This window comes from Laribacter hongkongensis DSM 14985 (assembly GCF_000423285.1).
GTDB lineage: Bacteria > Pseudomonadota > Gammaproteobacteria > Burkholderiales > Aquaspirillaceae > Laribacter > Laribacter hongkongensis.
This window is the reverse complement of the sequence record NZ_AUHR01000007.1, coordinates 114,486-128,483: the sequence shown is the minus strand read 5'-3', so window position 1 is coordinate 128,483 and position 13,998 is coordinate 114,486. Positions and strand designations below refer to the sequence as shown.

Genomic DNA, 13,998 nt, shown 5'->3' with positions numbered 1-13,998 from the left:
AGGGAAAGCCGGCAGGTTATCTTTTTGTCATGATTTGCGACAGCTGCGTGGCTAGTTGTGCCACATCCGTTTCCGTGTGGGCCGCCGACAGCGACACCCGCAGGCGGGCGGTACCGGGCGGGACGGTGGGCGGGCGGATGGCCGGCACCCACAGCCCGGCCTCGCGCAGGGCCAGACTGGCCGCCACGGCATCGGCATCGCTGCCGATCAGGATGGGCTGGATGGCGGTACGGGACGGCAGCAGCTGCAATCCGGCCGCGGCACAGCCGGCGCGCAGGGTGGCGACATGGCCGGCGAGCCGGGCGCGGGCGGCGTCGGCCGGTTCGACCAGCGCCAGCATGGCGGTCAGCGCGTGGGCCAGCGCCGGCGGCATGGCAGTGGTGAAGATGGCAGTGCGGGCAGTGTTGACCAGCCAGTCGATGACCATCGCGTCGGCGGTCACGGCGGCACCGGCGAGGCCTGCGGCCTTGCCGAAGGTGGCGAGCTGCACCAGCCGCGGGTGCGGCGCCACGCCATGGGCGGCCAGCGTGCCGCGCCCTTGCGGGCCGAGCACGCCAAAGCCGTGGGCATCGTCGACATAGAGCCAGGCGTCAAAGCGTTCGGCCAGCGCCAGCAGGGCGGCCAGCGGCGCTTCGTCGCCGTCCATGCTGTAGACCGCGTCCACCGCGATCAGTTTGGCGGGAGCGGTGCTGGCGGCCAGCCGGCGTTCGAGGTCGGCCAGGTCGTTGTGACGGAAACGCTGGAACTCCGCCCGCGACAGCAGGCAGCCGTCGAGCAGCGAGGCATGCGCCAGCCGGTCGGCAAACACCGCGTCGCCGCGCCCGACCAGTGCGCCGATCACCCCGACGTTGGCCTGGTAACCGCTGGAAAACAGCAGCGCCGCCTCGCGGCCGAGAAACGCGGCCAGCGCGGTTTCGGCGGCCTCGTGGGGCGCGAGATGCCCGCTGACCAGATGCGACGCGCCGGCGCCGGCACCAAAGCGGGCCGCACCCTCCTGCAGGGCAGCGACCAGCGCCGGGTGATTGGCCAGGCCGAGGTAGTCGTTGCTGGCAAAGGCGAGGTAGTCGCGGCCGTCCACCGTCAGGCGCGGTCCCTGCGGGGTGCTGACCAGCGGGCGGCGCCGGCGGCGGCTGGCGGCATCAAGGGCCGCCAGTCCGGCGGCCAGGTCGGCAGGGCGCGGCATGTTCAGTCGTGGTGATGGTGGTGGTGCAGGTCCGGACGCGGCTCGGGCGCCTGGCCCTCCGGGTAGAGGTCGAGCTTGGCCAGCAGCTCGGCGTCGTGGTCGGCTTCCGGGTTGCCGGTGGTGAGGAGCTTGTCGCCGTAGAAGATCGAGTTGGCACCGGCCATGAAGGCCAGGGCCTGCATGGCTTCCGGCATGGCCTGACGGCCGGCGGACAGGCGCACGTAGCTGGTCGGCATGGTGATGCGGGCCACGGCGATGGTGCGGATGAATTCGCTCCAGTCGAGCTCGGCGGCATCGGCCAGCGGGGTGCCTTCGACCTTGACCAGCTGGTTGATCGGCACGGATTCCGGCTGCGGGTCGAGGTTGGCGAGGCTGGCGATCAGGCCGGCGCGCTCCTTGCGCGATTCGTTGAGGCCGATAATGCCGCCGCAGCAGACCTTGAGGCCAGCCTGGCGCACCTTGCCGAGCGTGTCGAGGCGGTCGTCGAAGTCGCGGGTGTGGATCACCTCGCCGTAGTGTTCCGGCGCGGTGTCGAGGTTGTGGTTGTAGTAGTCGAGTCCGGCGTCCTTGAGCTGTTCGGCCATGCCGTCCTTCAAGAGACCGAAGGTGCCACAGGTTTCCATGCCGAGGTCCTTGACCGCGCGGATGATGGCGCTGACCTTGTCCACGTCCTTGGGCTTGGGGCCGCGCCAGGCCGCACCCATGCAGAAGCGGCTGGCGCCACGGGCCTTGGCCAGCCGGGCTTTTTCCACCACTTCTTCCACGTCCAGCAGTTTCTGGCTGGTGACGCCGGTATCAAAGCGTGCCGACTGCGGGCAGTAGCCGCAGTCTTCCGGACAGCCGCCGGTCTTGATCGACAGCAGGGTGGAAAGCTGGACGGCGCGCGGGTCGAAATGCTCGCGGTGCACCTGGGCGGCGCGGTAGACGAGGTCGAGGAACGGGGTTTCGAACAGGGCCTCGACCTTGCACACGCTCCAGTACTCAAGCTGCGGGTGCGGGGTGGGGCGGCGGAGTTCGACAGGCTGGACGCTGGAATTCATTTTGGGTAAACCGTGGCAGGTCGGACTGGAAGAATGGCGGAATCGTCGATCATGCCCCTGCCTCTGTCAAACCGGATGCGTCGTTTTATAAACAGTTGTGCATTTTTTGTGCACGACTGCGGCCTGTGCGGCCAGCCGGCAGACCGGCCCGTGTGCGCGGCGTGCCTGGCTGCTCTGCCGCAACTGGCCGGTTCGGCCTGTCCGCGTTGCGGCGTGCGGCATCCGGCCGGCGGGGTGTGTCACCGTTGCCGCCTGCGGCCGCCGGCCTTTGATGCGCTGCATGCCGGTCATGCCTACCAGTGGCCGCTGTCGGCGGTGCTGCACCGCTGCAAGTACGGTGGTGACCTGCAACAGGCCGGCCTGATGGCGTACCTGATGCTGGCGGCCGCGCCGGTCCTGCCGGCCGGTGCGGTGCTGGTGCCGGTGCCCCTGCCGCGGCGGGCGCATCCCGGGCGGGATTTCAACCACAGCGCCGAGCTGGCCGGCCTGCTGGCGCGGGCAACCGGACTGCCGGTCTGCGACGTGCTGTCCCGGGTGCGGGACACGCCGCCACAGGCCGGTCTGGGCCGGAGGCAGCGGCTGCGCAACATGGCCGGTGCCTTTGCTTCGGCCGCGTTGCCGGCGGGGCAGTCTTGCGTGCTGGTCGACGATGTCCTGACCACCGGCGCGACGCTGTCGGCCGCTGCCAGGGCCCTGAAACGGGCCGGTGCCGGCCGGGTCGAAGGCTGGGTCTGGCTGCGGGCGCAACCGGGCTGAGCCGGCGCCAGCCGGGCGATTGCCGCCAGATCGGTGCTGTTGGACGACGATGCTGTACATGCCGTTTCTTGACCAAGTCATTGATGAGCTTGCACAATCCGCCGCTATGTTTGCCGTCGTCCTGTTTGAACCCGAGATCCCGCCCAATACCGGGAACATCATTCGCCTGTGTGCCAACACGGGTTGCGAGCTCCATCTGGTCGAGCCGCTCGGGTTTCCGCTGGAGGATGCGCGACTGCGCCGGGCCGGTCTGGACTACCACGAATACGCCGCGCTGACGGTGCACAAGAACTGGGCCGCCTGTCGGCAGGCTTTGGTGGGCCGGCGCATGCTGGCCATGACGACCAGGTCGAGCCGTCCGGCGTTTGCACTGGCTTTCGCTCCGGGCGACGTGCTGGTGTTCGGGCCCGAATCGCGAGGGCTGCCGGCCGAAGTGCTGGCGGATTTCGCGGATTCCGAGCGCCTGCGGCTGCCTATGCTGCCGGGGCAGCGGAGCATGAATCTCTCCAACGCGGTGGCCGTCACCGTGTTCGAGGCATGGCGCCAGCAAGGCTTTGCCGGCGCCATCTGAAGCGGACAGGATGCAACGCAGGCAGCGATTGTTCCTTGTCCAACATTGTTTGATCGCTTATCAAACAATCTGTTTGTTTTTGAAAGGAAAGGTTTTCACAAAACCAATCTGAACGCCAACCCGCGCACTTCGCGCAACAGCATAAGGAAAGTGCCGATGAAGCCTTTGCGATGGCTGTGGCTTGCGATAGTCACGTCACTCCTGGCCGCCTGTGGCAGTACCCAGCCGGCCGCCAAGTTTTCACAATCCGCTTCTGCCCAGTCCGTCCGCGCCCAGCAGGCTGCGGTCAAGCCGGTCAGGAATTCCCCGCTGCACCAGGACCCGCTGGCCCTGTTGTCGATGGCCACCGAGCCGTCGCTGGTTGATGCGCTGGCTGATGAGCCGCTGCACCCCAGTGCCAACCGCCCCTACAGCGTCATGGGCGTCAGCTACACCCCGGAAGTCGAGCGCAAGGCCTATCGTGCCCGCGGCAAGGCTTCGTGGTACGGCAACAAGTTTCATGGCCGCCGCACCGCCAGCGGTGAGCGCTACGACATGAACGAACTGACTGCTGCGCATCCGACGCTGCCGATCCCGAGCTTTGCCCGGGTCACCAACGTCAAGAACGGCAAGTCGGTCATCGTGCGCATCAACGACCGCGGTCCGTTCCACAAGGGACGCCTGATCGACCTCTCGTACGCCGCTGCGCACGAGCTGGGCTACGTCAAGCGTGGCAGTACCGACGTGGTGGTCGAGCGTGTCTGGCCGAACGACGGCGTCAAGCCGGCAATCGACGTGGCCAAGGCCGGCAACAAGGGCATCATGCCGGTGGCCGCCACCGGCAACGATCTGGCCTTGCCGGCGTCAGCCGTACCCGCCAAGGGCAGCTGGCTGCAACTGGGTGCCTACGGTTCGCCCAGCAATGCCGAAGCCATGCGCCAGCGTCTGGCCGAGCAGATGGCCGGCAGCGGCAGTTCGGCCCGGCTGGAAGTCGTCAACCATGACGGCCTCTACAAGCTGCGTCTGGGCCCGTTTGTCACGCCGGCCCGTGCCCGTGAAGTGGCCGACCAGCTCAAGCTCGGCACCGCACTGGTGATGAGCTGATCCGCAGGCGCGGTCTTGCAGCAATGAAAAAAGCCGGCACTGCCGGCTTTTTTCCTGTTTGATGTTCCGCTTTCCGCTTTCCGCTTTCCGCTTTCCGCTTTCCGCTTTCCGCTTTCCGCTTTCCGCTTTCCGCTTTCCGGAGGTTCGTCTGGCGTACGCACCGGATGGTGCACTCCGGGCCGGGAGCATGCCGTCCGTACCGTACGGCCAGGCCTTCCGGGGCCATACCGCCGGATAGGCTAGAGGTCTTGTGCGCGGGGCTGCGTGGCGGCAACGGCAAACGCCACGATGTCGTCAAGATAGTCGGCAAACCACGGAAAACCGTGGTCGCCGCCTTCTCGCACCGTTTGCCGGCAGCCGGCAAACCGGCTGGCCGCCGCCTGCCAGTCCAGCACTTCGTCCCCGGTGCAGGCCAGCAGCCAGTAAAGCGCGGGCGTGATGCGGGCAGGCTCGGCTTCGGCCAGCGTGGCCAGATGGGCCGGCGTCACTTCCACCTCTTCGCCGCTGTGGTAGTGCGTGTGTTTGCCGACCAGCAAGCCGGCGTGGCGCCAGGGATGGACGGCCGGATTGACCAGCACGGCCGGAGCCTGCCAGCGCTCGGCCATCACTTCGGCGTAAAAGCCGCCAAGGCTGGAGCCCACCAGTACGAACGGCGCACCGTCGAGGTTGACCAGCGTGGCTTCGGTTTCCAGCAGTGCCAGCAGCGGGTCCACCGGCAGCACCGGGGCGTGGAAGCGGTCGGCCAGTCCGGCGGCGGCCAGATGGTGGCGCAGGCATTCGGCCTTGGCCGAGGCCGGGCTCGACAAAAAGCCGTGCAGGTAGACGAAATGCGGTATCACGGGTAATCGATGCGGTGGTTCATTTCCAGGGCGGGCATCGATTCGGCCGTCTGGCCGACGATGCGCGCCGGTACGCCGGCCACGGTCACGTGTGGCGGCACGTCGCTCAGCACCACGCTGCCGGCACCGACCTTGACGCCTTCGCCGAGGCTGATGTTGCCGAGGATCTTGGCACCGGCGCCCAGCAGCACACCGGCACCGATCTTCGGATGGCGGTCGCCCGACTGCTTGCCGGTGCCGCCCAGCGTCACGCCTTGCAGGATCGACACGTTGTCGCCGACCACCGCAGTTTCGCCGGCGACAAAGCCGGTGGCATGGTCGAGCAGGATGCCTTCGCCGAACCGGGCGGCCGGATGGATGTCGACGCCCATGGATTCGGAAATGCGGTTTTGCAGGAACAGCGCCAGCGCATCGCGCCCGGCGCCCCACAGCCAGTGGGTGACGCGGTAGCACTGCAGGGCGTGGTAGCCCTTGTAGTACAGCAGCGGCGTCGAGTAGGCCTCGCAGGCCGGGTCGCGGTCGTAGCAGGCGGTCAGGTCGGCGCGCGCGGCTTCGACGATGTGCGGGTCTTCGGTAAAGGCCTCGTGCAGCAGCTCGACCAGTGCGCGGCCGTCCATCACGTTGCAGACCAGCTTGCTGGACAGGTGGAAGGCCAGCATGTCCTCAAACGAGGCGTGCCGCAGCACGGTCATGTGCAGGAAGCTGGCAAGCAGGGGTTCGCGCTCGGCCGATCGCACGACTTCGTCGCGGATCGCCTGCCAAAGGGGGTCGGTGGTCAACACGGAAACTCCGGACTCAACTACTGGAAAGACTGGCACCCTTGCGGGGCAAGGCCCGACTCTAGCGCCCGGCTGACGGCGGCACAACCCGCTGTCTGCGCGGACAGGCAGCGGAGCGGGCCCGGTTTTCAGGGTAGCAGAACGGTGGAACCGGTCGTGCGCCGCGCTTCCAGGTCGCGGTGGGCCTGTGCGGCATCCTGCAGGGCGTAGCGCTGGCCGATGCTGATGCGGACCTGGCCGCTGCTGATCACGGCAAAGAGATCGGCAGCGGTTTCCAGAAGTTCCGCACGGGTGGCGGTGTAGTCGGCCAGCCGCGGACGGGTCAGGTACAGCGAGCCCTTGGCGGCCAGCACGTTGGGCGACACCGGCGGCACCGCACCCGAAGCATTGCCGAAGCTGACCAGCATGCCGCGCGGGGCGAGGCTGTCGAGCGAGCCTTCGAAGGTGGCGGCACCGACCGAATCAAACACCACCGGCACGCCGCGGCCCTGCGTCAGCTCGCGCACGCGCGGCGCAAATGCTTCTTCGCGGTAGTTGATCACGTGGTCGCAGCCAAGCGAGCGGGCGATGGCGGCCTTGTCTTCCGACCCGACCGTGCCGATCACGGTGGCGCCCAGTGCCCTGGCCCACTGCACGGCAATCTGGCCGACCCCGCCGGCTGCAGCGTGCCACAGCAGGGTGTCGCCGGTGCCGACCGGACGGGTGCGCTTGAGCAGGTACTGCGCGGTCATGCCGGCCAGCATGCTGGCCGCTGCCGTTTCGTCGCTGACCGTATCCGGCAGCGGCACCAGCACGTCAGCGGCGAGGTTGCGGCGTTCGCTGTAGGCACCGCAAATGCCTCCGGCATAGGCGACGCGATCACCTATCCTGAATTCTGTCACGCCGGCACCGACGGCCTCGACCACGCCGGCAGCCTCCAGCCCGATCCCGGAAGGCAACGGCAGCGCGTACAGGCCACTGCGGTGGTAGGTGTCGATGTAGTTGAGGCCGATGGCGGTGTGGCGCAGCGTCACTTCGCCGGCTGCCGGAGCCGGCAGCCCGACGGCCTGCCAGTCCAGCACGTCCGGGCCGCCTGTCTGGGCAAAGCGGATGGCACGGGTCGTGGTCATGATGGTTTCTCCTGGAAAAAGCGGTTTCTCTATGGGTGTGCAGACCTCGGAACGAGGCGTGAAGGGGTGCAGATGAAGGGCATTGTATTTACCGAATTTCTGGACATGGTCGAAACACGCTGGTCAGCCGGTTTTGCCGATGCGCTGCTGGATGCCACCGAGCTCAAGAGCGGTGGCGCCTACACCACGGTCGGCACCTACGATTTCGGCGAGATGGTCGCCCTGCTGGGAGAGCTGTCCCGGCGCACCGGCATCGCGGCCAGTGAATTGCTGCACGTGTTCGGCCAGCATTTTTTTGCCCGCCTGACCGTACTGTATCCGGATTTCATCGCGGCGGCGCCCGATGCTTTCAGCCTGCTGGCCGGCATCGAGGACGTGATCCACACCGAAGTGCGCAAGCTCTACCCCGATGCCGAGCTGCCGGTGTTCGAGATTGCCTGCCATACCCCGGAGCGGCTGGAACTGCTGTACCAGTCGCCTCGCTGCCTGTCGCGGCTGGCGCACGGGCTGATTGACGGCGCCTTGCAGCATTACGGCGAACAGGTCGCGGTACGGCTGGAGCCGCTGGAGCCGTCCGGGCAACGGGTCAGGATCGTGCTGGAGCGCAGCGCATGAGCCGCCCCGTGCCGGACCCGGACGCGCTGGCCCGTCTGGAGCGGCGTGCCGAGCGCGAACGGCGGGCGCGGCACGAAGCCGAACGGCTGCTGGAACAGAAAAGCCTCGAGCTTTACAGCGCCAACCGGCTGCTGGAAGCGCGGGTGGCCGAACGCACGGCCGAACTGGAAGTGGCGCTGGCGCGGGCCGAGCAGGCCGGGCGGGCCCGCAGCGCATTCCTCGCCATGATGAGCCACGAAATCCGCACGCCGATGAATGGCGTGATCGGCACGGCAGACCTGCTGGCACAGACCGGCCTCAGCGCCGAACAGTTGCAGTACGTCAACACCATCCGCGAGTGCGGGCAGGCACTGACCACGCTGATCGACGACATTCTCGACTTTTCACGCATTGATGCCGGCAAACTGGTGCTGGAAAACCAGCCGCTCGACCTGATGGCACTGCTGGCGAGCGTATGCCGGCTGTTTGCCGGCGCCGCCCGGGACAAGGGGCTGACGCTGGAGTTCGTGCCCGGCCTTGCCGGGCCGTGCGGCTGGATCATGGGCGACGCCCACCGCATCCGCCAGATCGCGGTCAACCTCGTCGGCAATGCCATCAAGTTCACCGGACGCGGCCGGGTATCGGTGCGGCTCCTGCAGGCACCGGCCGCGGAGGCTGGCGTCTGTGAACTCCGGCTGGCGGTCAGCGACACCGGCATCGGGCTGACGCCGGAAGCGCAGACGCGCATTTTTGTCCCGTTTGAACAGGCCGACCTGTCCACCACCCGCCGCTTCGGCGGCAGCGGGCTGGGGCTGGCCATCTGCCGGCAACTGGCGCAGCTGATGCACGGGCAGCTGGAAGTCGTCAGCCAGCCCGGAGCCGGCAGCACGTTCAGCCTGGTCTGGCAGGCACCGGTCGCCACCCCGCCGGCAGTCACCCCGGCCGGTCCGGTGGCACCGGACGGGATGCCGGCCGGCCTGCGCGTACTGCTGGCCGAGGACAATCCGGTCAACCAGCGGCTGGCGCTGAAAATGCTGGAAAAACTCGGCATCCACGCCGTACTGGCAGCCAACGGCCGGCAGGCAGTCACCGAAGCACGGCGGATGCAGCCGGACCTGATCCTGATGGATTTGCAGATGCCGGAGTGCGACGGGCTGGATGCCACCCGCGCCATCCGCCGGCTGGAGCAGCCGCAGCCGGTAATCGTGGCGCTGACGGCCAATGCGCTGGCCGAAGACCGCGAGGCATGCCTGGCTGCCGGCATGGACGATTATCTGGCCAAGCCCTTCACCCTCGCCGAACTGCGCCACATGCTGGCGAGCCAGCAGGACCGCCTGCGCGCGCGGAGCAGGGCGGTCTTGCCGGCAGGTCCGTCCTGCCCGGTCTGACCCGCTGGCGGACCGGCTCGCTGCGTGCTTGTCCGGCCGGAGCCCGGAAAAGCCTGCCGGACATTGAAGTTCCGGGCGGCTTCCGGAGTGCCCTGCCTGCGGCAGAACAGCCTGTCCGTGCGTACGGCTGCCGGATGGCGGGCGGTTGCGCGAACCGTTGCCATGCGCCTGTGCCGGGAGCACCAGAAGTACCGCGTCGGTAGACACGACTCCGGAACGGCCATGTTGCAGTGCGGTCGGCCGGCCTGCGGCCAGGGCAAAACTGCATGGTAGTATGCATGCCATTTGCTTTTCGCCATTCGTTGCCGCCATGACCACCCGCCACGCCCTGCTGACCGACCTTCTGCAATCTCGCATCCTGATCCTCGACGGCGGGATGGGCACCATGATCCAGCGCCACCAGTTGCAGGAGGCCGATTACCGCGGCAGCCGCTTTGCCGGCTGGCCGCACGACGTCAAGGGCAACAACGACCTCCTGGTGCTGACGCGGCCGGACGTGATCGGCGGCATTCACCAGGCGTATCTGGACGCCGGCGCCGACATCATCGAAACCAACACCTTCAACGCCACCTCCATCGCCATGGCCGACTACGGCATGGAAGGGCTGGTGCACGAAATGAACGTCGCTGCCGCCCGGCTGGTGAAAGAGCTGTGCGAGGCGGAAACCGTCCGCAATCCGGCCAAGCCGCGCTTCTGCGCCGGGGTGCTCGGGCCGACCAACCGCACCTGTTCGATCAGCCCGGACGTCAACGACCCCGGCTACCGCAACATCAGCTTTGACGAACTGGTCTCGAGCTACACCGAAGCCATCGACGGGCTGGTAGCCGGCGGCGCCGACCTCCTCTTGGTCGAAACCATTTTCGACACCCTCAACGCCAAGGCGGCGGTGTTTGCCATCCAGCGTTATTTCGACCTGCGCCCGGAGCTGGAGCGGTTGCCGATCATGATTTCCGGCACCATCACCGACCAGTCCGGCCGTACGCTCACCGGCCAGACCACCGAAGCGTTCTACAACTCGCTTTCCCACGCCGACGCCCTGAGCTTCGGCCTCAACTGCGCGCTCGGCCCCGACCTGTTGCGCCCGTATGTCGAGGAAATGTCGCGCGTGTCGGCCGGCTTCGTATCGGTACACGCCAACGCCGGCCTGCCCAACGCCTTTGGCGGCTACGACCTGGCGCCGGCTGACATGGGCCGCGCCGTGCGCGAATGGGCCGAAGCCGGCCTGATCAACATCGTCGGCGGCTGCTGCGGCACCACGCCTGAACATATTGCCGCCATTGCCGAGGCGGTGGCCGGCGTGGCCCCGCGTCCGCGCCCGGTGATTACGCCGAAGTGCCGGCTGGCCGGGCTGGAGCCGTTCAACATCGGCGACAAGGATCTGTTCGTCAACGTGGGCGAACGCACAAACGTCACCGGCAGCCGCGCCTTCGCCAGGCTCATCCTTAACGGCGACTACGCCACCGCGCTCGACGTGGCGCGCCAGCAGGTGGAAAACGGCGCCCAGATCATCGACATCAACATGGACGAGGGCATGCTCGACGCCCATGCGGCCATGGTGCGCTTCCTCAACCTGATCGCCGCCGAGCCGGACATTGCCCGCGTGCCGGTGATGATCGACAGCTCCAAGTGGGAGGTGATCGAGGCCGGCCTGAAATGCATCCAGGGCAAGGGCATCGTCAACTCGATCTCGATGAAGGAAGGCAAGGACAAGTTCATCGAGCAGGCGCGGCTGGTGCGCCGCTATGGTGCCGCCGTCATCGTGATGGCTTTCGACGAGCAAGGGCAGGCCGACACCTTTGCCCGCAAGGTGGAAATCTGCGAAAAGAGCTACCGCATTCTGGTCGACGAAGTGGGCTTCCCGCCGGAAGACATCATCTTCGACCCCAACGTCTTCGCCGTCGCCACCGGCATCGAAGAACACGCCCGCTACGGGCTGGATTTCATCGAGGCCACCGGCTGGATCAAGCAAAACCTGCCACACGCCAAGATTTCCGGCGGGGTGTCCAACGTGTCGTTCTCGTTCCGTGGCAACAACAAGGTGCGCGAAGCCATCCACGCGGTCTTCCTCTACCACGCCATCCAGCGTGGCATGACCATGGGCATCGTCAACGCCGGTGCGCTGGAGGTGTACAACGAGGTCGACCCGGAACTGCGCGACCGCATCGAGGACGTGGTGCTGATGCGCACGCCGAAGGACGGTGGCGACGCCACCGAGCACCTGATCGCGCTGGCGGAAAAGTTCAAGGGCGAAGCCGTTGCCGGCAAGCAGGGCGAGGATCTGGCCTGGCGTGACTGGCCGGTGGAAAAACGCCTCGAGCACGCGCTGGTGAAGGGCATTACCACCTATATCGAGCAGGACACCGAAGAAGTGCGCGCCAAGAGCGAGCGCCCGATCCATGTGATCGAAGGTCCGCTGATGGACGGCATGAACGTGGTCGGCGACCTCTTTGGCGCTGGCAAGATGTTCCTGCCGCAGGTGGTGAAATCCGCCCGCGTGATGAAGGCCGCGGTGGCCTACCTTGAGCCTTTCATCGACGAAGAAAAGATCCGCCTCGGCCTGCAGGACGCGCCGGCCAAGGGCGTGATCATCATGGCCACGGTCAAGGGCGACGTGCACGACATTGGCAAGAACATCGTCGGCGTGGTGCTGCGCTGCAACAACTACAAGGTGATTGATCTGGGCGTGATGGTGCCGTGCCAGACCATCCTCGACGCGGCACGCGAGCACAAGGCCGACATCATCGGCCTGTCTGGACTCATTACGCCGAGTCTGGAGGAGATGGCGTATGTGGCGAAGGAAATGCAGCGCCAGGGTTTCGACATTCCGCTGCTGATCGGCGGCGCCACCACCAGCCGCGTGCATACCGCGGTGAAGATTGCCCCGCATTACCGCGGCCCGGTGATCTACGTGCCGGACGCCAGCCGCGCGGTGGGGGTGTGCTCGAACCTGCTGTCCGACACCCTGCGCGACGGTTTCGTGCAGGAAGTGGCGGATGATTACGCCAAGGCGCGTGCCATTTTCGAAGGACGCGGCGAGGCGCGCCTGCTGCCGCTGGCCGAGGCGCGCGCGCACCGCTTTGCCGGCGAGTGGGCGCTGTACACACCGCCGGTGCCGCGCTGGCTGGGCGTGCGCCGGTTCGAGGTGGAACTGGCCGACATCGTGCCGTTCATCGACTGGACGCCGTTCTTCCAGAGCTGGGAGCTGGCCGGCCGTTTCCCGGCCATCCTGGACGATGCCGTGGTGGGCGAATCGGCCCGCCAGCTGTTTGCCGATGCCCAGGCCATGCTGGGGCAGGTGGTGGAAGGCCGCTGGCTGGAAGCGCGCGCCGTGATCGGCCTTTTCCCGGCCAACAGCGTCAACGACGACGACATCGAGCTGTACGACCCCGAAACCGGTGAGCGCCGCCTGAGCTGGACCGGCCTGCGACAGCAGATCGTCAAGACCGACAAGCAGGGTGGCGGCCAGCCGGACTGGGCACTGGCCGACTTTGTCGCTCCCAAGGGCAGCGGCGTGCGCGACTATCTGGGCGCGTTTGCCGTGACGGCGGGACTGGGCATCGAGCCGCATGTGGCGCGCTTTGAAGCCGCCAACGATGACTATTCGGCCATCCTGCTCAAGGCGCTGGCCGACCGGCTGGCCGAGGGCCTTGCCGAGTTGATGCACGCACGGGTGCGGCGCGAGTTCTGGGGCTATGCCGATAGCGAGGCACTCGACAACGAGGCGCTGATCGACGAGCGCTACGTCGGCATCCGGCCGGCGCCGGGCTATCCGGCCTGCCCGGACCACACCGTCAAGCGCGGGCTGTTTGACCTGCTGGATGCGCCGGCCATCGGCATGACGCTGACCGAGGGCTACGCCATGCTACCGACCGCTGCCGTGTCGGGTTTTTACTTCAGCCATCCGGACAGCCGCTACTTCGGAGTCGGCAAGATCGGCCGTGACCAGGTGCAGAGTTACGCCGCCCGCCGCGGTGTCAGCGTGGAGCAGGCCGAGCGCGACCTGGCGCCGAACCTGGGGTATTCCGCATGAAGATCGAAATCCTGTTTCCCACGCCGACCGAAGCCCGTGACTTCCACCGCTTCGGCGTCGGCACGCATGTCAGCGGCGTGGGCATTGCCGCCACGGCCTATTCCACCCTCAAGATCATCCAGTCACGCCAGCCGGACTGGCTGATTCTTGCCGGTGTGGCCGGGGTCTATCCGCATGCCGGCCTGAAGGTGGGCGAGGTGGTGCTGGTGGAAAGCGAAGTCGAGGGTGATCTCGGCTTTTTCACGCCGGACGGCTTCACCCATCTGGCGCACCTGCCGATCGACATGGAGTTCGAGCGGCGCCATACGCTGGCCTGTCCGCACCTGCCGGCAGCCGCCCCGTTTGCCACGGCGCGCAGCATGACGCTCAACGCCGCACTGGCACCGTTCGTGGACGCCAGCCAGGTCGAGATCGAAAACATGGAGGGCGGGGCATTCTTCCATGTCTGCCAGCAGGAGCGCATCCGGTTCCTGGAGTTGCGGGCGATTTCCAACGTGGTCCGCCTCGGACATGACGACTGGGACGTGGACGGTGCCGTACAGGCTCTGACCCGGGGGCTGCACCAGCTGGTCGATCATCTGCAAGATACGCAATAAGGCGTTTGTATTGACCCATAAAAAGGACGG

Annotated in this window: 12 protein-coding genes; 7 read left to right on the top strand and 5 right to left on the bottom strand. The window is 67.0% G+C overall.

The genetic code is table 11. The features are described 5' to 3' along the window. Positions 1-16 precede the first annotated feature (16 nt). Complete coding sequence (gene bioF, locus G542_RS0108865; protein ID WP_027823918.1) at positions 17-1,183, bottom strand: 8-amino-7-oxononanoate synthase; 1,167 nt, start codon at positions 1,181-1,183, stop codon at positions 17-19. Positions 1,184-1,185: 2 nt separating this feature from the next. Continuing rightward, the gene (gene bioB, locus G542_RS16420; RefSeq protein WP_051189986.1) at positions 1,186-2,223 is read right to left on the bottom strand and encodes a biotin synthase BioB; all 1,038 of its coding nucleotides are present in this window, start codon (positions 2,221-2,223) and stop codon (positions 1,186-1,188) included. A gap of 108 nt (positions 2,224-2,331) precedes the next feature. Between bioB and G542_RS19505 the strand changes: the two genes are divergently transcribed. From G542_RS19505 to G542_RS19500, 3 genes are all read left to right on the top strand, one after another. Beyond that, a complete protein-coding gene (locus G542_RS19505; RefSeq protein WP_051189985.1) occupies positions 2,332-2,979 on the top strand; it encodes a ComF family protein in 648 nt (215 codons plus the stop codon). Positions 2,980-3,085: 106 nt separating this feature from the next. After that, complete coding sequence (locus G542_RS0108850; protein WP_027823916.1) at positions 3,086-3,550, top strand: tRNA (cytidine(34)-2'-O)-methyltransferase; 465 nt, start codon at positions 3,086-3,088, stop codon at positions 3,548-3,550. A gap of 339 nt (positions 3,551-3,889) precedes the next feature. Further along, positions 3,890-4,633, top strand: a complete 744-nt coding sequence (locus tag G542_RS19500; RefSeq protein ID WP_444542761.1) for a septal ring lytic transglycosylase RlpA family protein — start codon at positions 3,890-3,892, stop codon at positions 4,631-4,633. 239 nt (positions 4,634-4,872) lie between these two features. On the opposite strand, the gene G542_RS0108835 is transcribed toward G542_RS19500, so the two are convergent. From G542_RS0108835 to G542_RS0108825, 3 genes are all read right to left on the bottom strand, one after another. Beyond that, positions 4,873-5,472, bottom strand: a complete 600-nt coding sequence (locus G542_RS0108835) for a YqiA/YcfP family alpha/beta fold hydrolase (protein WP_027823915.1) — start codon at positions 5,470-5,472, stop codon at positions 4,873-4,875. Continuing rightward, positions 5,469-6,254, bottom strand: a complete 786-nt coding sequence (cysE, locus tag G542_RS0108830) for a serine O-acetyltransferase (protein WP_012695594.1) — start codon at positions 6,252-6,254, stop codon at positions 5,469-5,471. Before cysE ends, G542_RS0108835 begins: the two co-directional genes overlap by 4 nt. Positions 6,255-6,379: 125 nt before the next feature. Beyond that, a complete protein-coding gene (locus tag G542_RS0108825; RefSeq protein ID WP_027823914.1) occupies positions 6,380-7,360 on the bottom strand; it encodes a quinone oxidoreductase family protein in 981 nt (326 codons plus the stop codon). A 72-nt stretch (positions 7,361-7,432) separates the two neighbouring features. Between G542_RS0108825 and G542_RS0108820 the strand changes: the two genes are divergently transcribed. The 4 genes from G542_RS0108820 to G542_RS0108805 all read left to right on the top strand — a co-directional run bounded on the left by G542_RS0108820 (position 7,433) and on the right by G542_RS0108805 (position 13,968). Then, positions 7,433-7,975, top strand: coding sequence for a heme NO-binding domain-containing protein (locus G542_RS0108820; RefSeq protein WP_027823913.1), 543 nt, complete (start codon positions 7,433-7,435; stop codon positions 7,973-7,975). Further along, the gene (locus G542_RS16410; RefSeq protein WP_051189984.1) at positions 7,972-9,342 is read left to right on the top strand and encodes a response regulator; all 1,371 of its coding nucleotides are present in this window, start codon (positions 7,972-7,974) and stop codon (positions 9,340-9,342) included. The genes G542_RS0108820 and G542_RS16410 overlap by 4 nt, the downstream gene beginning before the upstream one ends. A 310-nt stretch (positions 9,343-9,652) precedes the next feature. Beyond that, a complete protein-coding gene (metH, locus tag G542_RS0108810) occupies positions 9,653-13,372 on the top strand; it encodes a methionine synthase (protein ID WP_027823912.1) in 3,720 nt (1,239 codons plus the stop codon). Beyond that, on the top strand, positions 13,369-13,968 hold the full coding sequence (locus tag G542_RS0108805; protein WP_027823911.1) for a phosphorylase family protein: 600 nt from the start codon (positions 13,369-13,371) through the stop codon (positions 13,966-13,968). The genes metH and G542_RS0108805 overlap by 4 nt, the downstream gene beginning before the upstream one ends. The last annotated feature ends 30 nt before the right edge of the window (positions 13,969-13,998 follow it).